Source organism: Luteibacter aegosomaticola, from assembly GCF_023078475.1.
Taxonomy (GTDB): Bacteria; Pseudomonadota; Gammaproteobacteria; order Xanthomonadales; family Rhodanobacteraceae; genus Luteibacter; species Luteibacter aegosomaticola.
The window spans coordinates 1,673,116-1,695,251 of sequence record NZ_CP095741.1 but is presented as its reverse complement, the minus strand read 5'-3'; the positions used below and the strand labels follow the sequence as shown (position 1 = coordinate 1,695,251).

Annotated in this window: 24 protein-coding genes; all 24 read left to right on the top strand. The window is 62.3% G+C overall.

The window, feature by feature from the left end:
- The first annotated feature begins 47 nt into the window (after positions 1-47).
- The 24 genes from L2Y96_RS07410 (at position 48) to L2Y96_RS07315 (ending at position 22,095) form a co-directional block, all read left to right on the top strand.
- Complete coding sequence (locus L2Y96_RS07410; protein WP_247334866.1) at positions 48-2,522, top strand: VirB4 family type IV secretion/conjugal transfer ATPase; 2,475 nt, start codon at positions 48-50, stop codon at positions 2,520-2,522.
- Positions 2,523-2,547: 25 nt separating this feature from the next.
- Positions 2,548-3,339 carry a hypothetical protein gene (locus tag L2Y96_RS07405; RefSeq protein ID WP_247334859.1) on the top strand — a complete coding sequence of 264 codons (792 nt, stop codon included), beginning with the start codon at positions 2,548-2,550 and terminating at the stop codon, positions 3,337-3,339.
- A 66-nt stretch (positions 3,340-3,405) separates the two neighbouring features.
- Positions 3,406-4,575: a TrbL/VirB6 family protein gene (locus L2Y96_RS07400; RefSeq protein ID WP_247334856.1), complete on the top strand. Its 1,170-nt coding sequence runs from the start codon at positions 3,406-3,408 to the stop codon at positions 4,573-4,575.
- Positions 4,576-5,061, top strand: a complete 486-nt coding sequence (locus L2Y96_RS23065; protein ID WP_425492572.1) for a DUF4189 domain-containing protein — start codon at positions 4,576-4,578, stop codon at positions 5,059-5,061.
- Between the two features lie 306 nt (positions 5,062-5,367).
- Positions 5,368-5,856 (top strand): DUF4189 domain-containing protein, encoded by a 489-nt coding sequence (locus L2Y96_RS23060; RefSeq protein ID WP_425492570.1) that lies wholly within the window; start codon positions 5,368-5,370, stop codon positions 5,854-5,856.
- Positions 5,857-6,072: 216 nt separating this feature from the next.
- Positions 6,073-6,585 carry a DUF4189 domain-containing protein gene (locus tag L2Y96_RS23055; protein WP_425492569.1) on the top strand — a complete coding sequence of 171 codons (513 nt, stop codon included), beginning with the start codon at positions 6,073-6,075 and terminating at the stop codon, positions 6,583-6,585.
- Positions 6,543-7,079 (top strand): DUF4189 domain-containing protein, encoded by a 537-nt coding sequence (locus tag L2Y96_RS23050; RefSeq protein WP_425492568.1) that lies wholly within the window; start codon positions 6,543-6,545, stop codon positions 7,077-7,079. The genes L2Y96_RS23055 and L2Y96_RS23050 overlap by 43 nt, the downstream gene beginning before the upstream one ends.
- Positions 7,080-7,234: 155 nt before the next feature.
- Complete coding sequence (locus tag L2Y96_RS07395) at positions 7,235-7,741, top strand: DUF4189 domain-containing protein (RefSeq protein ID WP_247334845.1); 507 nt, start codon at positions 7,235-7,237, stop codon at positions 7,739-7,741.
- 56 nt (positions 7,742-7,797) lie between these two features.
- A complete protein-coding gene (locus tag L2Y96_RS07390; RefSeq protein ID WP_247334843.1) occupies positions 7,798-8,367 on the top strand; it encodes a hypothetical protein in 570 nt (189 codons plus the stop codon).
- Between the two features lie 27 nt (positions 8,368-8,394).
- Positions 8,395-9,636, top strand: coding sequence for an XVIPCD domain-containing protein (locus tag L2Y96_RS07385; protein WP_247334834.1), 1,242 nt, complete (start codon positions 8,395-8,397; stop codon positions 9,634-9,636).
- A 114-nt stretch (positions 9,637-9,750) separates the two neighbouring features.
- Positions 9,751-10,395 carry a hypothetical protein gene (locus L2Y96_RS07380; RefSeq protein ID WP_247334832.1) on the top strand — a complete coding sequence of 215 codons (645 nt, stop codon included), beginning with the start codon at positions 9,751-9,753 and terminating at the stop codon, positions 10,393-10,395.
- 81 nt (positions 10,396-10,476) lie between these two features.
- The gene (locus tag L2Y96_RS07375; protein ID WP_247334829.1) at positions 10,477-11,745 is read left to right on the top strand and encodes an XVIPCD domain-containing protein; all 1,269 of its coding nucleotides are present in this window, start codon (positions 10,477-10,479) and stop codon (positions 11,743-11,745) included.
- A 46-nt stretch (positions 11,746-11,791) separates the two neighbouring features.
- Positions 11,792-12,319, top strand: coding sequence for a hypothetical protein (locus L2Y96_RS07370; protein WP_247334826.1), 528 nt, complete (start codon positions 11,792-11,794; stop codon positions 12,317-12,319).
- Between the two features lie 12 nt (positions 12,320-12,331).
- Positions 12,332-13,723 (top strand): XVIPCD domain-containing protein, encoded by a 1,392-nt coding sequence (locus L2Y96_RS07365; RefSeq protein ID WP_247334823.1) that lies wholly within the window; start codon positions 12,332-12,334, stop codon positions 13,721-13,723.
- 16 nt (positions 13,724-13,739) lie between these two features.
- Positions 13,740-14,318: a hypothetical protein gene (locus L2Y96_RS07360; protein ID WP_247334821.1), complete on the top strand. Its 579-nt coding sequence runs from the start codon at positions 13,740-13,742 to the stop codon at positions 14,316-14,318.
- Positions 14,319-14,353: 35 nt separating this feature from the next.
- Positions 14,354-15,718, top strand: a complete 1,365-nt coding sequence (locus tag L2Y96_RS07355; RefSeq protein ID WP_247334819.1) for an XVIPCD domain-containing protein — start codon at positions 14,354-14,356, stop codon at positions 15,716-15,718.
- A 46-nt stretch (positions 15,719-15,764) separates the two neighbouring features.
- A complete protein-coding gene (locus L2Y96_RS07350) occupies positions 15,765-16,400 on the top strand; it encodes a hypothetical protein (protein WP_247334816.1) in 636 nt (211 codons plus the stop codon).
- Between the two features lie 16 nt (positions 16,401-16,416).
- Entirely contained in the window at positions 16,417-17,001 is a 585-nt protein-coding gene (locus tag L2Y96_RS07345; protein ID WP_247334813.1) for a hypothetical protein, read from the top strand.
- Positions 17,002-17,058: 57 nt separating this feature from the next.
- Positions 17,059-17,223: a hypothetical protein gene (locus tag L2Y96_RS07340; RefSeq protein WP_247334810.1), complete on the top strand. Its 165-nt coding sequence runs from the start codon at positions 17,059-17,061 to the stop codon at positions 17,221-17,223.
- A 58-nt stretch (positions 17,224-17,281) separates the two neighbouring features.
- Positions 17,282-17,887: a hypothetical protein gene (locus L2Y96_RS07335; protein WP_247334807.1), complete on the top strand. Its 606-nt coding sequence runs from the start codon at positions 17,282-17,284 to the stop codon at positions 17,885-17,887.
- Between the two features lie 39 nt (positions 17,888-17,926).
- Complete coding sequence (locus L2Y96_RS07330; RefSeq protein WP_247334805.1) at positions 17,927-18,529, top strand: hypothetical protein; 603 nt, start codon at positions 17,927-17,929, stop codon at positions 18,527-18,529.
- On the top strand, positions 18,526-20,004 hold the full coding sequence (locus L2Y96_RS07325; protein ID WP_247334802.1) for an XVIPCD domain-containing protein: 1,479 nt from the start codon (positions 18,526-18,528) through the stop codon (positions 20,002-20,004). Before L2Y96_RS07330 ends, L2Y96_RS07325 begins: the two co-directional genes overlap by 4 nt.
- A 25-nt stretch (positions 20,005-20,029) precedes the next feature.
- On the top strand, positions 20,030-20,371 hold the full coding sequence (locus L2Y96_RS07320) for a hypothetical protein (protein ID WP_247334800.1): 342 nt from the start codon (positions 20,030-20,032) through the stop codon (positions 20,369-20,371).
- A gap of 44 nt (positions 20,372-20,415) precedes the next feature.
- Positions 20,416-22,095, top strand: a complete 1,680-nt coding sequence (locus L2Y96_RS07315) for a type IV secretory system conjugative DNA transfer family protein (protein ID WP_247334797.1) — start codon at positions 20,416-20,418, stop codon at positions 22,093-22,095.
- Positions 22,096-22,136: the final 41 nt, after the last annotated feature.

The window sequence follows — 22,136 nt, the reverse complement described above, 5'->3', positions numbered from 1 at the left end:
CTGGCACCCGTGCCAGGGCCTTTCATGACAAACCGGCTTCGACCACCATGTTCACACCCGACGCGCCCATCTCTGCCCACATCCCATTTTCCACGCACGTCTCGCCCACCGTGGTGAAGACGACGGGAGGCGATTACCTGCTCGTGTGGCGACTGGGCGGCTTGCCCTTCGTGGGCCGCGAAGAGTGGGAACTGGAACACAAGCACAACACGTTCAACCGGCTGCTGCAGACCCTGCGCGCCCCCGATTTCACCAACGTCGCCTTCTGGGTGCATGACATCCGCCGGCGCCGCCGCATGAAGGACGCCTCGAAGTTCGGCTACGCCTTCAACCAGCAGCTCAACGACGCGTACTACGATGCGCTGTCCACGCAGAAGCTCATGCAGAACGAGCTCTACGTAACGATGCTGTTCCGCCCGGTCGTGAGCGGCAAGCGCTTCGCGGAAAAGACCGCCGACGTGAGCCGCCTCGAAGCCGAGCAGGCCCAGGCCATCACCACCATCCTCGAGCTCGCCGGCAACGTCGAAGCCGTGCTCAAGGATTACGCGCCCTACCGCCTCGGCCTGTACGAAACGCCGAACGGCGTGGTGTTCTCCGAGATCCTCGAGCTCTACGGGTACATCCTCAACCGCATCGACGAACCCGTGCCGGCGCTCAACGCCCCGGTGTACGACTATCTGCCGGTCAGCCGCCAGCGCTTCTCCGCGAAGACCGGCGACTTCGTGCTGACGACCCCGAACGGGTTCAATCACTTCGGCGCGATCCTCAACCTCAAGGAGTATGTCGACGGCACCTACCCCGGCATCCTCAACGGGTTGAAGTACCTCGATTTCGAATACGTCATCACCCACTCCTTCAGCCCCATGGGCCGCCAGGATGCGCTGAAGGCGCTGGAACGCACCAAGGGCATGATGGTGTCCTCGGGCGATAAGGCCGTGAGCCAGATCGTGGAGATGGATAACGCCATGGATCAGCTCGCCTCCGGCAACTTCGTGCTGGGCGAATACCACTTCACGATCGCGATCTACGCCGGCAGCCAGGAAGCGCTTTCGCAGCAGATCGCCGCGACCCGCGCGGAGCTTTCCAACGCCGGCTTCGTCACCGTGAAAGAAGACCTGGCCGTCACGGCCGCGTTCTACGCCCAGTTCCCCGCGAACTGGAAGTACCGCACGCGCCTGGCCAACCTCAGCTCGCTGAACTTCCTGGGCCTGTCGCCGCTGCACAACTTCGCCACGGGCAAGAAGGAAAACAACCCCTGGGGCGATTGCGTCACCACGCTGCAGACCACCAACGGCCAGCCGTACTACTTCAACTTCCACGCCACCCACCCCGCCGAAAACTCGCTCGGTGAGAAGGCGATCGCCAACACCATGGTCATCGGTAAGTCCGGTACCGGTAAGACGGCGCTGATCAACTTCCTGCTCAGCCAGGTGCAGAAGCTCGACCCCGCACCGACCATCTTCTTCTTCGATAAGGACCGCGGCGCCGAGATTTTCGTGCGCGCCTGCGGCGGCAACTACCTCGCGCTGGAAAACGGCAAGCCCACCGGCTTCAACCCGTTCCATTGCGAGCGCAACGAAGAGAACGTGCAGTTCCTCGCCGACCTGGTGAAGGTGCTGGCCGGCAAGAGCGTGTACAGCTCGCGCGAAGAGGAAGATATCTACCGCGCGGTCGAGAACATGCTCGACACGCCGATCCACCTGCGCAACATGACCAACTTCCAGAAGAGCCTGCCGAACCTCGGCGATGACGGCCTCTTCGTGCGCATGCGCAAGTGGACCGCTGGCAACTCGCTGGGCTGGGTGTTCGATAATCCGCACGACACGGTCGACCTCTCGCGCGCCAACATCATCGGCTTCGACTACACCGATATCATCGACAACCCCGAAGTCCGTGCGCCGGTCATCAACTACCTGCTGCACCGCCTCGAAGCGTTGATCGATGGCCGCCGGCTCATCTACGTCATGGACGAGTTCTGGAAGATCCTGGACGGCAAGGGCGGCCTCAAGGAATTCGCCAAGAACAAGCAGAAGACCATCCGTAAGCAGAACGGTATGGGCATCTTCGCGACGCAGTCGCCCGAAGACGCGCTGGCCAGCGATATCTCGGCCGCGCTGATCGAGCAGACCGCGACGATGATCCTGCTGCCCAACCCGAACGCCAGCCGTGAGGACTACGTGGGCGGCCTGAAGCTCACCGATGCGGAATACCAGGTGGTCGTAAGCCTGGACGAGCGCTCGCGCTGCTTCCTCGTCAAGCAGGGCCACGCCTCCGCGGTATGCCAGCTCAACCTGCGCGGCCTGGACGACGCGCTGGCCGTTATCTCGGCTTCCACCGACAACATCGAAATCATGCATGAGGTGTTGCAGGTGCGCGGCGAGGCGGAGGGTGTCCACCCGGATCAGCTCCGCCCCGAGCAGTGGCTGGAAACCTTCTACGAAAACCGCAAGGGCAGCGGCAAACGCCCCACTTCACCGTCCCCGTCCCGGACATCGCGCACGCCCCGCTCGGCGGCGCTCTGAGCATAACTTTTGGATGGAGATTCCCATGCCAGCTTCTAACACCCTCTTCCGCGGCGTTGCCCTTGTCGCCCTTGCCAGCGCTGCCACCCTTGGCGCGCCAGCCGCCCATGCCCAGTGGAAGGTGAACGACACCGACGCGAACAAGGTGCTCGGTACGGCCAAGAAGGGCTCGACGATCAACTCGAACCTTTACGACGTCAACGGCAAGCTTGATATCACCAAGCTCAGCAAGGACAACAAGTGGGTCGGCGAGCGCGTGAAGGATCCCTCGTCGACCTTCCCCAAGTCGGATAGCGCGGACGCCACGCTGGATGACGGATCCGGCTGCGATAACGTCGCGTCGGATCAGCAAAAGACCTGCAAGAAGATCGTCGAGATCGAAAACGCACAGTACAAGTTCATGGTGTCGATGTACGAAACCAGCCAGACCCGCGACAAGACGCTTCGCGACATCCTGGATGAGCGCATCAAACTCGGCACCAGCGACTACGGCAAGCTCGAAGACAACACGAACAAGCTGACCGCCCTCTACTCGCTGATCCAGCTGGATCGCCAGCAGATGGAGTCGGTCAACTACGCCTATGAAGCGAACCTGCGGTACCTGCGTAACCAGCAAACCCAAAGCACGACGTCGGCCCAGAAGGGCAGCAACAAGGGCAAGTACGGCAACATCACCATCCCGGGTGTCGGTAGCTACGACGTGGGCACCATTATCCAGGACGTCATTGGTGGCGCGGTGCTCGTTGGCGCACTGGAAACGGCCAAGTCTTCGAAGCCCGATGGCATGCAGACGCTCAAGGTCACCGAAGGCTTCTGATAGTCCCTTTGAATTATCGATGCAGGACGTATTCGTAATGTTCCACCTTAACAGGATGCACACAACATGGCCGGCTTGATGACCCAGCTGCTGGGCAAATCGTCGCTTGCGCTTTTCGCGGGCACGGACCCGCTCGGCGCCGCCTCCAATTTCGTCTTCTTCAAGGTCATCAACGATTTCCTTCGCAACGAGATCGACGTGATGCAGTGGAAGCTGCTCACCGGCTCCGCGGCGGTTATCGGTTTTGTTGGCGTGGTGGTGCTCACGGTCTGGATCATGTTCCAGGGCTTCCGCATCGTCACCGGCCAGTCGCAACAGCCGATGATGGCGCTCGTGGGCGATTCGCTGAAAGCCGCGCTCATCCTGATGGTCGCGACCACCGCCGCCTACTCGTCGTCGTCGGTGTACTGGACGGTGACCGATGGCCTGACCTCGGCTATCTCGTCGTATGTCACCGACGGCAGTAGCAGTCCGTTCGATTCGATCGACAAGAACCTGGCCATGATGGAGGCCTCGCTCGCCTTGATCGATACCCTCGACACGGGCGGCAACCAGGCTGCTGAGTCGGCCAAGGACCGCGACCGTTGGTTCACCGGCGTCGGTATCGCCGGCCCCAGCGTCATCGCCGGCGCCATGCTCCTGCTCAACAAGATCGCCATCGCCCTCTTCGTCGGATTCGGGCCGATTTTCATCATGTGTTTGTTGTTCAACAGCACCAAGCAGTTGTTCAGCAAATGGCTGCTATATGGCATAGGAACCGTCTTCTCCCTGGCCGTCCTGTCCGTCATGGTCACCATTGCACTCAAAATGATGGGCGCCGTCACCGTGGCATTCGCCGCAAAGTACGCAGCCTCTACGGCCGGCCATTTCGGCGACACCGACGGCATCAGCAGCATGGCCCTCCAGCAGGGCGGCCTCGGCCTGCTCCTGTCCACCCTGATCGTGATGGCGCCGCCGATGGCTGCCGCGTTCTTCCAGGGCACGCTGGGTAACTTCGCTTCGTATAACTCGTTCGGTTCGATTGGTGCGGGTGGTGGTTATGCAGCGGCGCAGCAGGCTCGGGCGCGTGGGATGCAGCCGCCCGTTGATGGCGCGTCGCGTCCCGAAGACAGCGGGACGTCGCGACAAGGGAACTTCAACAATCACCGCGTAACAACCCCAAGCGGTAGTCAGCAAATCAGTCAGGAAGCTGGACCTAAAATGCGTGACGCTCGACCAACCGATGGCGCACAGTAAATGATCAGGAAAATACTAGTACTCAGTGCCCTACTTTGGGGCGGCGGAGCCAGCGCACAGTGTGCGCCGGGAATACCGTCGGCGGGCAACCCCGGATGCATACCTCCCAATCAGACGAACTCACCCTACTATCAAGGTCAGGCTGACACTCCACCTCAGCCTGTCGCTAGATGGGCTGACCGGTGGGGATCGATTGCCATGGACGAAAGTGGAGCCGCTGGCACTATTGAGGGCCAGCCAAGCGAGTCAGCAGCCAGCAAGGAAGCGCTTGCGCGTTGTGAGGAGAACGGCGGCCGCCAGTGCAAAACCGTCCTCTCATTTCACAATCAATGTGCGGCCGTAGCGCAGTTGCCGACAGGCGGAAGAATCTACGCGACAGGGTCTCCGACGACAAAGAAGGCAGAAGAGGCGTCGCTCGCGAGATGCGGACAAAGTAGCTGCGTCATTGTTTATAGCGAATGCAGCATGCCCGTTCGGATTGACTAGACACCCCGCCAGGATGGCAAGCGCCGCAACGATTGACGAGGCCAAGGAACCCGCCATTTGGCGATGCTCAGACAACGCGCGTTATCCCGGTTACAGTGCTTGCAGCTACGCAGCGCGTGTGCCTTGAGGGTCCGCAGGTCCGCCATCCTCAGCCGATGAATGCTTGGAGCGCCGATCTTGAAAGCTCAACTCGTCCAATGCGTTGCGATCCCGGACAGCAATCAACCCGTCAACCCGTCAACCCGTCAACCCGTCAACCGGACCGAAACAGAGTTTCGCCACTAGCGTTCAACCAATGATCAATAGATGATGAGGAAGTTAGCCGCATTACTTTGTTTCGTATGGACTAGCGCGCCGTTCGCACAATGCGCGCCGGGGATTCCTTCGGCTGGTAATCCAGGATGTATTCCGCCAGACCGACAGAATTCACCTTACTACCAGAATCAAGAACCCCTCCCGCCCTCCACCCCGATCGCAACGTGGGCGGACCGCTGGGGGTCTATTGCCATGGACGACAATGGTGCGGCCGGCACTGTGGTTGATCAGACGAGCGAGTCGGCTGCGCGCAAAGAAGCACTCGCGCGGTGTGAGGAGAATGGAGGGAAGAAGTGCGAGACAGTACTGTCTTACCATAACCAATGCGCTGCCGTGGCACAGATGCCGTCAGGTGGACCCGTTTTTGCAAGTCGCGCGCCTAAACAATCGGAGGCCGAATCCAATTCGGTTGCAAACTGCGGCCAAAAGGGCTGCACCGTTGTCTACAGCCGCTGCAGCTTGCCTCAGCGGATCAACTAGCAATCTGTTCGCCGCAAGCAGGCGTGTGCGACGTTCACCCAACCTGCGCGTGATGGACCAAGTCAACAGGTTGGAGTTCGTATAGCTCGAGTGGTTCGATTGGCGCGGCGCCTAGTACACGGCGGGGTTAGGGAGCTGCCCCGGACTCACGACTACGCCACTTATCGATCGACAATGGCCAACGCGAGTCGGCTGAAGGCATGAGTTTTATTGACCATGAAAGCTTCGCACATCGTCTTAGCAGTTCTCATGCTCTGCCAAGCTGGCGCAGCTTCTGCACAGTGTGCGCCCGGCGTCCCTTCCGCCGGCAACCCGGGGTGCATTCCTCCCAATCAGCAGAATTCGCCGTACTACCAAGATTCGACGCCAGCGCCACAGGCCCCGCCGAGGCAGTGGGGTGACGGATGGGGTGCGATCTCGCTCGACTTCAGTAAAGGCGGGCGAGGATCAGCAGGACAGATGCAATCTAAGGCAGCAGCCGAACACGCCGCAGTTCAAGATTGCCAAAAGGACGGCGGCGAAAAGTGCGAGAGCTTCATGACCTTCGTAAATCAGTGCGCGGCAGTTGCACAGCCTCTTTCAGGTGGCGACTTGAGCACTGCGACCGCCGCGACGGCCAGCGAGGCTAATGAGCGCGCGATACGTCGTTGTGGCGATGACAAGACCTGTAAGGTTTTCATTTCCGAATGCAGCCTTCCCATCAGACTCAATGGAACGAATGGCTCGTGATCATAAGGCTCGCACTAGCATTCATTATGTTGGTTACCGTAGGGAGCGCTATTGCCCAGTGCGCGCCTGGCGTTCCGTCAGCCGGCAATCCTGGCTGCATTCCCCCGAATCAGGCCAACTCGCCATATTTCCAGCCGCCTACGGCCCCTGGCATGGCCCCGGCGCCGGAACCTATATGGGAGGACCGCTGGGGCGCGATAGCGGTCGATGCCTCGACAGGAACCTTCGGCGCGTCGAAGGATAAGTTGAACAAACGTGATGCAAACGATGCGGCGATCAAAGACTGTCAGAGCGAAGGTGACCGAGGCTGCGAGGTTCTCATCTCTTACTACAGTCAGTGTGTCGCGCTCGCGCAAGCGTCAACCGGAGGCTTATTGTTCGCAGAAACATCGCCTCGTCTGGAAAACGCTAAGACTCACGCTCTCGCGGAGTGCGGAAAGGATTCATGCAGCGTGATGTACACCGACTGTATCTCCGCACAACGAATGAACTAGACGAACTCCAACGGCACCTGTCGCCAAACGCCAGACATCCACATCCACATCCACATCCAACATCATCCTTGAACGCATCTTTTTCTGACGCTCTACGAGACACGCTCATAACTCCGTGAATGTGGCTCCTGAGCACCAAATGGACATTGACGATCATGAAGTACACGATTTCCCTATTGGCCCTGGCCTTCTCCGGCGCACTAGCCGCCCAATGCGCACCCGGCGTCCCCTCGGCTGGCAATCCGGGTTGTATCCCGCCGAACCAGCAGAACTCGCCTTACTACCAGGGCCAGCCGGCTGAGCCGACGAACAACTACTACGGCCGGCAATCGACCGTCGCCTGGACGAATGGTTGGGCTGCGCTTGCGGTCGATCGTGACAATGGCGCCACGGGGTCTGCTGTAAAGATCAAGTCCGGGCCGGCTGCTAAACGCGCCGCCAAGGACGAATGCAAGCGCAATGGTGGAACGAATTGCAAGATTGCTATCCATTTCGCCAATGAATGCGCCGCCGCTGCACAACCGCTGGACGGCGGCTCGTTGAGCACGGCAACGGCAAAGACCGAGGATGAAGCAAGGGCCGAAGCACTGGGCAAATGCGGCGATGCTAATAGCTGCAAGGTGCTCGTTTCCGCTTGCAGCGCATTCATCCGGGACGAGTAAAGAAGACCTTACACAACGAACCTACCCTCGGCCGACGCAGCGATAACGAGCCATCTATGACCCAGCCTTCCAAACTAGCCACCCTAGCCCTCGCCGCGCTCCTGACGGCAGGCGCAGCCCACGCCGCCACCCTGCCCGCCCACCACCGCGACTACGCCACCAGCAAGATCGATAGTGGCCGCGAGTGCAAGGTTGGCGTGGTGACCGATGCCGATGGCATGCATGCCAAGGGCCTCGTTTACGTTAACGACGGCAAGAACCTCATCTGGGCCACCACCCTGAAGCTGCCGGAGTTCACCCAGGAAGCACGGGCAACACATTGCGTGCAGTCTGGCAAGTCGCTTTATGTGCTGGTGCAGGGCGATACCAACACGTCGCCCTCGCTCGGGCAGACCCTGCTTAACGTGGCGCAGCTCGATGCCGCCACCGGCAAGGCGCTGGGCATGCAGTACGTCGATCTGGCCGACGTGAACGGCTCCATCAGCATGTCGGCCGATGCCGACGCAAAGAATTTCCGGGTCACCAGCCCGGAAAGTCTCGAAGTCGCGGGCAAGTATGTCCTTACTGACGCACCGGACGCGTCACACGACTTCACGGTCACGGTGAAGGTACCGCTGGCCAAATAACCCACCCGAACCACCAGGAGTTACACCATGGGTAGTAAAGAGCAGTTCATTGCCGACCTGTACCCGGCGGCAGTCAAGGTAAGCAAGCAAACCGGCCTCTCCGCGGAGCTCACGCTCGCGCAGGCGGCGGGCGAAACCGGCTGGGGCGAGAAGGTGCTCCCCGGCACCAACAACCTGTTCAACATCAAGGCCGATGCCAGCTGGCATGGGCCGACCAAGACGTTCAACGTCTGGGAAATCGAACACGGCAAGAAAGTCTGGAAAGACCAGGCGTTCCGCGTGTACGGCTCGTACGAGGAAGCCCTGACCGACCGCGCCAAGTTCCTCAAGGAAAACGAGCGCTATTCCAAGGCTGGCCTGTTCGATAAGGGCACCCTGGGCAACCTGGAAAAGGAAGCCGACGCCCTGCAGAAGGCGGGTTACGCGACCGACCCGGAATACGCGCAGAAGATGCGCGAGATTTACTCGGGGCGCACGATGCGCCACGGCATCGAACTGGCCACCGGACACGCCCAGGCGGCGAGCCACGGCCAGACCACCGACCACACCACCGCATCCCGCGCCGCCACGAGCTCGCTGAAAATCGGCTCCCACGGTGACCACGTCCACGACCTGCAGGCCGGCCTGATCGCCCTCGGTTACGCCAAGCAGCTGGGCAGCAGCGTCGCTGACGGTAAGTTCGGCAAGCACACCGAAGAGGCCGTGAAGGCCTTCCAGCGTGACCACAAGCTCAAGGTCGATGGCGTCGCCGGCGGCGACACCATGACGGCCCTCAGCGAAGGGATGATGGAGCAGACGCAGAAGCGCACCATCATCGCGGCCCACCGGGCTGCCCGCCATGCCGCGCACGAGGCGGCCCTCCAGGCGGCCGGCCTTGCCGATCCCGCGCACGCGGCACACCCCCTGTTCCGCGATGCTCTGGCCGGTGTGCACAAGCTCGACGCGGCCCACGGCCGTGCCTCGGGCCCGGAGAGCCAGCAGCTCGCCGGCGCCGTCACGGCCTCGGCCGTGTGCAGCGGCATGAAGCGGATCGACAGCGTGATGCTCGATGACCAGGGCGCCCGCCTGTTCGCGGTACAGGGCGACCTGAACTCGCCGCACAAGCAGTTGGCCAGCGTCGATGTCATGCAGGGCCTGAAGACCCCGCTGGCGCAGAGCACGCAACAGGTGGATCTGCACATGCAGCAGACCCACGCGCAAAGCCACCAGGTCAACGAGCAGCAGCAGACGCAGGCAGCACAGCAAAAGGCAGCCCAGCCGCCGATGTAAGCCCCGGGGCCGCCTCCACGGGGGCGGCCCTCCTGCGCGAAGCCAGACCCGGCGCACAGCCTTGTAACGCCGCTTCACCTAACCTTTGAACCACCCGCGGAGCCCAACGCCACCATGAAGCCAACCCTACGAAACCGCCTGGTGGCAATCGCGCTGCTGACGGCCCCGGCATGGGCCTTTGCCCAGGTCGCCAACCCGTATGCCAAACCCACCGCCGCAGCGTCCGCTCCCCAGGACAAAGGAACCAAAATGGATGACCTCAAGTCGTTTGCGACGGGTGGCGCCAAAGTCCTCGAATCCATCAAGGGCGACCTCACCGGCGATGGGCGCCAGGGTGCCGTGCTGATCATCGACCCACCAGGCGGTGCCAATGCGAAGCTGGGTGAAGGCCCCGCGCGCGACGTGCTGCTGGTGGTACCGGATGCCTCGGGCCACCTGCAGAAGGTCGCGTCCAACGCACGCATCGTCCCTTGCGTCACCTGCGGCGGCATCGCGGGCGATCCCTATGGCTACACTCGCGTTGGCAAGGGCGAGTTCACCATCGTCAACGGCGGCGGCAGCCGCGAGCGCTGGTCCGATGAGTTCACCTTCACGTGGTCGGCGGCGAAGAAGGATTGGCTCGCCAGCCACGTCGTGCGCAAGGTCTCCGACGACGAGTCCGGCAAGGAGAAGCAGGTCGACCTTTCGGCCAAGGACCTTGGCGGCGTCACCTTCAAGGATTTCGATCCGAGCCACCTGCCGGAGGCCACCCTGCCCTGATCTTTGTTCCACCACCGCCAGGGTTGGCGGTGTAAACGGGCCCAGGAACGGGCCGCCCCGTGAGTCAACCAGGAGCTACACATGGCGATTGATCGTGAAACACAGGTCCTGACCGATGCCTATGCGGCCGGTATCAGGGACCCAAAGGAGCTGGCCAATTTCATGGCCCAGGTCACCCATGAATCGAATGGGTTGAACCGGCTCGAAGAGAGCTTCCGCTACACCCGCAACATCCAGCAGATCCCCGTGCAATCGGCGTGGCGCGAAGGTGCCCAGACACTCGATGCCGCGCGCAAGGAAGCCCTGCAGGGCAAACCCGAGAAGCTCGCCGAACTGATGTACGGCGGCCGCAACGGCAACGATGAGCCTGGCGACGGCTGGAAGTATCACGGCCGCGGCTATATCCAGCTCACCGGCAAGGAAAACTACGCCGCGGCCGGCAAGGCGCTCGACCTCGATCTGGTCAAGCACCCGGAATTGGCCGCCGATCCGCAGAACGCCTCGAAGATCGCCACGTGGTACTGGGAAAACCGCGTGCCCGAAGCCGCGCGCGACGATGTCAAAGCCGCGACCAAGGCGGTGAATGGCAAGTACAACGGCCTCGAAGACCGCGAGCAGCGCTTCGCCGACTGGCAGAAGCGCCTCACGCCGGAAGTGATGGACCGCCTCGCCAGTGGCCAGGTAGGCCAGACCGCGCCGTCGCACAACACGCCCGCTCCACACACCGATCGCGCGCTCAAGGACGGCATGCACGGCGACGATGTCCGCGCCCTGCAGGCCGACCTCGCCCGCCTCGGCTACAAGGATGCGCACGGCCGCGAGCTGCATACCGATGGCAAGTTCGGCCCCGGTACGCAGGCTGCACTCGAAGCCTTCCAGCGCGACCACAAGCTCCAGGCCGATGGCGTCGCCGGCCCGAAGACGCGCGAAGCGATCACCGAGCAAAAACACGTCGACAACCAGAAGATCGACAAGGCCAGCCTCAACGCCGCGGACAAGGCCCTGCTCGACCAGGCCACCAAAGGCGTCCACGCGATCGACGCAAAGATGAACCGCGCACCTGACCAGGCCAGCGAGAACCTCTCCGGCGCTATCGCCGCAAAAGCCAAGCAGGAAGGCCTCTCGCGCATCGATCACGTGATCCTCAGCGACGATGGCAGCAAAGCCTATGCCGTGCAGGGTGACCTGAATTCACCGATGAAGAAGATGGCCGAAGTGCAGACCGCACAGGCCGTCAATACGCCGCTCGAGCAGAGTGCATCGACCATGGCCAATACCGCGCGTGCGCAGGCCGAACCTGCTCAGCAGCAAGAACAACAGCAACAGCAGACACCGCAGCCTGGCCGGTAACGGGGTCGACTCAATGAACTCTTTTCGCATCTTCAAGGAATTCGTCATGCGCCGACACGTTAACCACCGCGCTCTTGCTGGCTTCGCACTGCTTGCCGCGCTGCCTGTTGCTCACGCCGCCACGGCACCCAGCATGTGTGCCAAGGGCGATGAAGCCGTCCTCTCCTGCCCGCTCGCCAAGGGCGGCAAAACGGTTTCGATCTGTGCCAAGTCCGACAACACGTTCTACTACGCATACGGGAAGCCAGGTGCAAAACCCGACATGAGCTGGCCCGCCGACGGCGCGCAGGCTACCGGGCTCACCCGCACCCATCTCATGTTTGGTGGTGCGACGGGTGGCAATGCTTATGCGTTCGAAAACAACGGCTACAAGTACATCGTCTACTCCATCTCCGGCACCCAGCTCGAAGACGGTGGCGTCATTGTCACCAAGGATGGCCAGTCAAAGCCGATCAAGGACTCGAAGTGTGCAGCGGGCGCCAAGACGCAGACGGACAACGCCGATGTGCGTAAGGCGGCACGAAGCCTTCCGGAAGATCCGGACCTCTCGAACCACGGCCTGCCCTCGAACTAAGGAGATTCGACGATGACCGCCAAGGAAAACGCTGACTTCCTGATGTCCTACGCCCAGGCGCATGGCATTACGGATAAGAAAGAACTCGCCAACTTCATGGGCCAGATGACCGTGGAGTCCGGCAACTTCAAGAGCATGGACGAGAACCTGAACTACTCAGGCGATCGCCTGCATGCCGTGTTCCCGGGCCGTAACGGCATGAACACGGTGGCTGACGCAAACAAGGTGGCCGCTGGCGGCCCGGAAGCCATTGCCAACAAGATTTACGGCGGCGACTGGGGCGAAGACAACCTGGGCAACACGCAACCGGGCGATGGCTGGAAGTTCCACGGTCGGGGCTTCGTCCAGCTTACCGGCCGCGACAATTACGACAAAGCCGCCAATGGTCTTGGGATGGATCTGGTGCACCACCCCGAACTCGCGGCCGATCGAGACAATGCGGCAAAGATCGCTGTGTACTACTGGCAGTCGCGCGTTATTCCGAAAGGCCACGAGACGGATGTCGACAACGCGTGCCACGACATCAACGGCGGCCATAAAGGCCTCCCCGAACGCCGCACCGCCGCCAAAGCCTGGGAAGAAGCCCTCGAGAAGGGCTACAAGCCCGGCGGGCCCGAACCGCTTCCCACCGGCGCGGGCGTCGGCCACGCCGCCAGCGAATCGCTTCGCCACGCGCAGCAGATGCTCAACCAGCAGGGCTATCACACCACCGACGGCAAGCCCCTCGGCGAGGACGGCCGCATGGGCCCGCAGACCAAGCAGGCCATCGAAGCGTTCCAGCGTGATCACGGCCTGAAGGCAGATGGCATCGTCGGCAAGAACACCCTGCACGAGCTGGAAAAGGCACAGGCCCCGCGCGCGCCGCACGCACCCAACACGACGCCCACGCAAGACCAGCGAGCGCACGAGCAGCACGCGCATACGCAGCCCGGCGTGCAGCCCCTGCCGTATCCGCACACGCAAGCGAACCCGGCAACGCAGGGAGCACCGCGGCTCGACGACCCCACGCACCCTGGCAACCCGCTCTACAAGGAAGCACTAGCCAGCGTGCAGCGCCTCGACGCCGCGCAGGGCCGTACCACCGATCAGGTGAGCCGGCAGTTCGCCGGTGCCGTCGCCACCGAGGCATACGCACGGGGTCTTACGCATGTCGATCACATCGTGCTCAGCGACAACGGTGCAAAAGCTTACGCCGTCCAGGGTGAACTGAATTCGCCGTTCAAGCAGTTGGCTGAAGTCAACACGCAGCAGGCGGTGAGCACCCCGCTCGAACAGAGCTCGCAACAGTGGCAACACGCGCAGACTCAGCAGCAGGCCAACACGCACGCGCAAACGCAGGCACAAGCGCAGGCCCAGCCGACGCCGCAGCAGGCGCAGGAACAACAGCCGTCGATGCAGCGCTGACCACGGGGGACATGACATGAAAACCAAGCTAGTCCTCATCGCAGCGGCACTCACGGGATGCCTCATGGTCTCGGCCGCCACGGCCGCCGAAAAAGCCGATGCGTTGCCCACGCCCGCCGCCCTGCAAGCGCAACTGCGTGCGATGTCCCCTGCCGCGAAAGCCGAATGCCATCTCGATAGCCACGGTTTTCCGGCCTGCACCACCAATGGCGTGGAAACCTTCGTCACGACCTGCACCGGCGATATGTACTTCGGCCAGGTATCTGATTCGGCGGGTGCCACCCTTGATTCGGAGTACGACAAGACCGCCGGCAAGCCGCGCGTGAAGCTGGCCGAAGGGCAGTTCCTCTGCCTCGCAGCCACGGTAGGCAAGACGAGCGACCCGTCGAGGTTCTACGTCGTCGCCATGCCCACCGAGCGCGTCAAGGACTGCAAAGGTAACGACCTGTGCCAATCGAAGCCCGTGCAATGGGTGGGTGGCGCGCCGAAAGAGGCGTGTACATGGAAGGGCAATGCCGGTGAATTCACCGGTGCCTGCCCGGCTGGCTGGGTCGACGCTGACAAGGTCGAACAGTTCTCCATGGGCCTCCACTAACCCACCCCATCATCGCCATCCAGGGAACGAACGCCATGAGCAAAGACATCTACGACCAGGCCCGTTATCACTTCTTTGATACCGACCAGAAATTTGAGTACGGCCGCGGTGACGGCATCTCGGCCAACCACAGCCCCAACCGCCACACCGATAGCAGCCGCACGGAACAGGACAAGGACGGCGACGGCCTGCGCGGCGTCGACTGCTCCTCGTTCGTCTGGCGCGGCCTGAAGAACGCCGGCTACGACGTCGGCAATGAGCCGTGGTCGACCAAGGCGCTCTACACCGGCCACGCCATCAGCGACTATTCGAAAAAGCACTTCGATGTCATCAGCGCCGCCGACGTGCACAAACCGGGCACGTTGCAGCAGGGCGACATCATCATGCTGAAGTCGAAGACGGGCACCGACCAGCACGTCGCGATCTTCAAGGGTTACGACGACAAGGGCAACATCCAGTTCATCGGCTCGCAGACCTCGACAGGCCCTGCCGAGGTCACCATGACCCCGACGAACTACTTCACCACCCACGATGAAGTGGTAGGCGCCCTCCGCGCCAAGCCGGAGTTCCGCACCCACCAGCCGGTCGCCATCCCGGGCCACCCGCAGAGTCACGCGGCAGCACCGCAGCACGCCGCTCCGGCCGCTCCCGCACCGGCTCCATCGCACGCCGCACCGCACGCTCCGTCGCATGCCGCGCCTCACCCCGCTCCGCACGCGCCGGAGCATGCCAAGCCCGCGGCAGGCGCCTCGCACGGTAACGTGCTGCGCGAAGGCGAGCGCGATAACGCCGACGTACGGCGCGTACAGGCCTCGCTGAAGCAGCTCGGCTACCACGACGAACACGGCCGCGCCCTGGTTCCCGACGGCGATTTCGGTGGCCACACCAAGGCCGCCGTCGAGCGCTTCCAGAAAGACCACGGCCTGCAGGTCGATGGCGTCGTGGGCAAGAACACGCTGAACGCAATCCACGCCGCCGAACACAAAGGTCCGAACCTGGACAACGCCGCGCACGCAGACAACCCGCTCTACCGCCAGACCCAGTCGGCCGTGCACAAGCTCGATGCCCAGCAGGGCCGCACGCCAGACCACGTCAGCGACCGCCTCGCTGCCGCCGGCACCGTCGCCGCGCGCAAGGAAGGCATGACCAGCGTCGATGCCGCCGTGCTCAACAACGACGGCAGCAAGGTTTACTTCGTCCAGGGCGAGTTGAACTCGCCGTTCAAGCAGATGGCCGAGGTGAACACCCAACAGGCGATCAACACAAGCGTCGAGCAGAGCTCGGTGCAGTGGAAGCAGATCGCCGACCAGCAGGCTGCGGTCCAGGGCAAACAGGAGCAGCAACAGCAAGCCCCGACCCCGCAGGCGCCCCAGGCCGCCCAGCCGGCACAGGGCATGTAACCACGCGCGGTTCGCCGCGCATTCGCACATCAACCAGGAGCTACACATGGCAAATGATCTTGCTAATGACACCGGTACGCCGGAAGGCGGCGTGGATGCCGGCCGCGCAAGCAAGACTTCGGCCAGCGGCCTGCCCGCGATGGTGCTCACGGCATTGCTGGTCTATGGGTCGGTGGCCCAGGCTGCCACGCAAGTCGAGGCCGCTTCCTCAGGGGCGCGCCTCGCGAAGATGGCACCGGGATCCACCACCTCGTGCAAGGTTGGCAAGGGCGGCAATATCGATTGCCTGGTGGATAACGTCAGCGCCGAAGTCACCCAATGTGCCGGCGACTACGCGTGGGGTCAGGTCAGTCTCGACGACGGCGTGACGCTGGAATCGGCCTTCGACAAGGCGAAGGCCAATCCGACCACGCACCTCGCCAGCGAGCAGTTCCTCTGCGTCGCCGCCAGTGCAGGCAATGGCCAAGAGGCCCAGCGCTATTACGTCATCGCCTTCCCTACGGCGAAGGTTCCCGGTTGCAAGGGGAACGACCTCTGCCAGGAGCGCCCCGTATCTTGGGTCGGCGCCAAGCCGGCTCAGGCCTGCAAGTGGGTCGGCAAGGAAGGGGATTTCACGGGTGCCTGCGCTGCAGGCTGGGTTGATCGCGCGGGCATCGAGGTCTTCTCGATGGGCCTGAAGTAATCACACGAGCACAACCATGTCAAACGCACCGATTCGGGTAGTCAAATCCATTCTCTTCCTCGCAGCGGCTCTCGTCGCCCTGCCGGCGCTGGCCGCCGATCCCGAGGCACGCGCGAAGACCGAAGTGGCCGTCATCAAGGCCATCGCGCCGGGCGCCGCCATTACCTGCTTCAAGAACGAGGATGGCGAAACGTACTGCAAGGCAGACGACCACGACCTCCAGCTTCGCGGCTGCGGTGATGGTGCGTTCTACGGGCGTATCGCCGCCGATCGCGGCGTCGACCTGAGCCAGGCGATCGATGGCCACGGCAAGGTGACCGCGCACCTTAAGAAGGGCCAGTTCGTTTGCAGCGCGGTGACGGCCATGGGCAAGGACGATTCACGGGAATTCGTGATCGCCGTTCCAACCGCCTCGGTGCCCGACTGCAAGGGCAATGAGCTTTGCAAGAACGCCGATTTCCCCACCGAGTGGAAAGGACCGAAGCCGTCCGGCAAGTGCGATCCCAATGCCGAGCCCTCGTCCGGCTACGCGAATTGCGCCGCCGGCTGGATCGAAGGTGGCGACCTCGATGGTTACTCCATGGGCTTGAAAGACCAATAAGCGTTGTAGCGCAGCCACCCACCGCTCCGCACTTTGAAGACAAGGATCAGTATCACCATGAGCAAAGACATTCTGGACCAGGCCGACCACCACTTCTTCCACGCGGGCATGAAGGCTGATCGCGCAGAGCTCCCAGCAGTGGCACCAGGTCAGCGAACAGCGCCAGGAGGCTACCCAGCACCGGCGAAGCAGCAGGCGTCCGCGCCGGGTATGGGCCAGTGAGTCGTCGCCTGCTCACGGGCCGGTATGGGGAACTCTACCGGACGGAGGATGATTCGCTATGATGCGTTGGCTGCCCATGACCGCTTGCCTTGCGTTGGTTTCGCCGGCGTTTTCGGCCGAACCGCCGAAGGTGAATGTCACGACCAATCCGGCGGCTCGCATGCGCTACGCGCTATCCGTGGCCATCACGGATGCGCCCGGCGCATTCGACCGTGTGGAGGCGAACGTGACGTATCGGGTGGCGAACGACAGCTGTGTGCCGCTTTTGAAAGTCATGGGAGCCACCGTGGCGCCGACGCATCGCGAACCAGTGGTGCTCACGGCCACGGGCGATCACACGTATCAGGGCGAATTTTTCGCCGACCGACTCAAGGATGAGGACTACTTCGACAAAGGTACCTGCCATTGGTCCGTCGTCTCGGTTGACGTCGAGGCCCGCAAGGGCAAGATGGATTTCTCGAGCTCACTGTTCAACAGCGAGCTCTTTGCCCAAAAAGAAGTTTCGCGCTACTACGCCCAACGGGCGTATGCAGCGGACCAGACGGCGCTGGTCAACACGGGAAACGCCGACCGGAACCAGTTCAAGGACCCGTCCCATGCGTTCGCCATCACACTACATGCGGTGGCGAAGCCGTTATCTCCAGGAGTTACACATGGCAATTGATCTTGCTAAACACACCGGTGCTACCGAAAGGAGAAGCCCTTGAACCCGACCCGATGGCGGCCGTACGCCGCTGCCGCCGCCCTGTTCCTTGCCCTACCCTTTTCCGCCACCGGTGCCACCATGAACAAGCCTGATATCAAGCTCAATCCGAACCCGCGCATGCGCTACGAATTCACCGTGAAGGTGGATGGCGCACCGGGCCCGTTCGATCGCATCGAAGGCATCGTGGACTACCGCGTCACTAACGAAGCCTGCGTGCCGCTCACCCCGGTGGTCGGCGCCACGGTCGCGCCCGAGAAGCGCGTACCGATCACGCTCAAGGCAGCCGGCAATGGCCTGTACAAGGGCGAGATCTTCGCTGATCTGCTCCAGGATGAAGATTACTTCGGCAAGGGTGTGTGCCACTGGTCGGTCGTGGCCGCCAGCGCAAACCTCTTCGTGCAGAAGGTCGATTTCAGCGCGCCGCTGTTCAAGGATGACCTGTTCAAGGGCAAGCCGGTCACGCGCTGGTATTCCAACCGTTCGTACGCGACCACCCAGATGGAGCGCGTAGATACGGGCGAAGAGAACCGCGCCCAGTACCAGGATGAAGCCAACGCCACGTTCTCCGTGACCGTGCACGCCGAGGAGATGCATCCGTGACCGTCTCCTCAACCGATTACGCCCTACTCTCGCAGGATGCCTACCAGGATCCCGAACTCAACAAGACCAAGATCCTGGGCGGTGTGGAATACGAGGCGATCGACGCCGCGAACGATCCCATCACCGGCTTCCAGGCCACGGCTTACCGGCGCAACGACACCGGTGAGGTCGTCATCGCTTACCGCGGCACGGAGTTCGATCGAGAGCCCGTGCAGGATGGCGGTGTTGATGCGGGCATGGTGCTGGCCGGGATCAACATCCAGGCGCCGGAGGCGGAGCTGTTCACCGCTCGCGTTATGGAAAAGGCGAAGCTGGATGCCGATCTCCACCACCGTCCGCTGCAGGTGACTGTCACCGGCCACTCCCTCGGCGGCACCCTCGCCGAGATCAACGCGGCGAAGTTCGGCCTGCACGGCGAGACCTTCAACGCCTACGGTGCGGCCAGCCTCAAGGGCATCCCTGAGGGCGGCAACACCGTGATCGACCACGTCCGCGCCGGCGACCTCGTCAGCGCCGCCAGCCCGCACTACGGGCAGGTGCGCGTGTACGCGGCCCAGCAGGATATCGATACGCTGCAGCACGCCGGCTATCGCGACGACAGCGGCATCCTTAGCCTGCGCAACCCGATCAAGGCTACGGATTTCGACGCCCACGCGATCGACAATTTCGTGCCCAACAGCAAGCTGCTCGGCCAGTCGATCATCTCGCCCGAGAACGAAGCTCGCTATGAAGCCCACAAGGGCATGGTCGATCGCTACCGCGACGACGTGGAAGACATCCGCAAGCTTGTCTCGGCGCCGCTGGCGATCCCGCGCACGCTCAATGACATCAAGGACACCATCGAGCGCGAGGCCTTCGAGGCCGTCGGCAAGGGCATCCTCGCGGTGGAGCACGGCATCGAGAACGTCGTGCACGAGGCGAAGGAAGGCTTCGAACACCTCAAGGAAGGGTTCGAGCACGTCAAGGAAGAGATCAGCGAGGGCTTTCACCATTTCGAGGAAAAGGCCTCGAGTGCGTGGCACACCCTCACCCACCCCAAGGAATGGTTCGAGCACGACAAGCCGCAGGTGGCCCTCGATCATCCGCAGCATCCCGACAACGAGCTCTTCAAGAAGGTGCTCGATGGCGTGCACCAGGTCGATGCCAAGCAGGGCCGTACGCCCGACCAGCTCAGCGAAAACCTCGCCGCTTCGCTCACCGTCGCCGCACGCAAGGATGGCCTCGAGAAGGTCAACCACGTGCTGCTCGATGACTCGGGCGTGCGTACGTACGCAGTCCAGGGTGAGCTCAACTCACCGCTGAAGCAGGTGGCCAGCGTGGATACGGCCCAAGCCGTCGCCACGCCGGTCGCCCAGAGCAGCGCGCAGTGGCAGCAGGCGGCGGAAGCTCACCAGGCACAGCACAACGAACAGCTCGCACAGCAACAAAACACCCAACGGACGAACCCACAAAACCACGGTCTGGCCGGGCCCTGACCAGGACAACATGATGAGGACGACCATGAAACGGACGATTGGCCTGATGGCGCTGCTTGCGGTGGAGGCGGTGAACGCCCAGAGCAGCGCCTTCTACAAAGAACTCTACTACCGGCGCAATGATCCCTTCCTGTTCTGTACGAGGGGCATGGATATTCCCGACCCCTGCTGGGTCCCCATGGCGCCCTTCACGGGGCAATACATGCTCACCGGCATCTGCGATCCACCGAACCAGTACGGCCGCTCATGGACACAGGACGATACTTTCGCCCTCAAGCAGCTGGAGGAAATCTGCCCGCAGGCCCAGCAATCCGGCACCTGGGACAGCAAGGGCGGCGATGCTGCCTCCACGCCGTTCACGCACTGAAAAGCTACACGTACCAAGCACGATAAGAAAATCAAGGACACGCTATGAAAGGTAACAGGGGATGGTGGGCCGCGGCGCTGGCCGTGGTTGCCGTGGTGGCCGGCGAATATTTCGCCGGCCTTTTGAGCTTGTGGTTCCTCGGCCTTGGCCAGGTGCCGCTCGGCTTCATGACGTTCATCAACTACATCAAGGCGATGGATCTGCCGCAGATCCAGCCTTACCTGTGGAAGATCAAGACCGCCGGCGTGATCGGCTTCCTGATTCCGCTCGCGCTCTGGGCCGTCGCCCTCTTCTTCCTGCTGAAGAAGAAAAAGCAGGCCACCCACGGCGATGCGCGGTTCGCCAAGTCGGCCGACCTGCGCAAGCAGAAGATGCTCGACCCGGCGCCGAACGGCATCCTCGTCGGCAGCTTCAAGGGCGATCTGGTCCGCCTGCCGGGCCAGCAGTTCGTGATCCTCGCCGCCCCCACCCGCTCCGGTAAGGGCGTGGGCGTGGTCATCCCGAACCTGCTGGATTACCAGCAGTCGATCGTTGTCCTCGATATCAAGCAGGAAAACTTCGACCTGACCAGCGGCTGGCGCGCCAGCCAGGGCCAGGAGATCTACCTGTTCAATCCATTCGCGGAAGATCGCCGCACGCATCGCTGGAACCCGCTGAGCTACGTCTCGAAGGACCCGGCGTTCCGCGTGTCCGACCTGATGAGCATTGCTTCGATGCTCTACCCCGATGGATCGGACGATCAGAAGTTCTGGGTGAGCCAGGCCCGCAACGCCTTCATGGCGTTCTCGCTCTACCTCTGCGAGAAGTGGGAACACGACGAAAAGAACGGCCTGCCCGAAGTGCTGCGCGACAAGCCCACGCTCGGCCAGATCTACCGTCTGTCGTCCGGCGACGGTACCGACCTGCGCGAGCTCTACAGCGCCCTGTCGCAGAAGCCCTTCCTCAGCGCCAATGCCAAGTCGGCCTTCGCCAACCTGCTCTCGCAGGCCGCGGAGACCTTCGCGTCGATCCTCGGCACCTTCAAGGAGCCACTGAACGCGTGGCTCAACCCGGTGCTCGATGCCGCCACCAGCGAAGATGACTTCCTGCTCACCGACGTGCGCAAGAAGAAGATGACCATCTACATCGGCATCCAGCCGAACAAGCTGGCCGAAAGCCGCCTCATCGTGAACCTGTTCTTCAGCCAGCTCATCAATCTCAATACGAAGGAGCTGCCACAGAACAACCCCGAGCTGAAGCACCAGTGCCTGCTGCTTATGGACGAATTCACCTCGATCGGCAAAGTGGAGATCATCGCCTCGGCCGTTTCGTACATGGCCGGCTACAACATCCGCCTGCTGCCCATCATCCAGAGCATGGCCCAGCTCGATGCCGTCTACGGCAAGGACGTCTCGCGTACGGTCATCACCAACCATGCCCTGCAGATCGTCTTCGCCCCGCGCGAACAGCAGGACGCCAACGACTACTCCGAAATGCTCGGCTACACCACGGTGACCAAGACCAATGTCACCAAGAGCAAGGGCGGCGACAGCAAGAGCAAGGTCGAAGAAAAGCGCGCCCTCATGCTTCCCCAGGAGCTGAAGGCCATGGGTACCGACAAGGAAGTGTTCTTCTTCGAAGGCATCCCCCACCCGGTGCTGTGCGACAAGATCAAGTACTACCAGGACAAGTACTTCACCTCGCGATTGCTGAAGAAGGCTGAGGTGCCGGTTCTTTCGGTGTAGCGTAGCCAGCATCATCTAGTAGGAGCGCGCTTGCGCGCGAT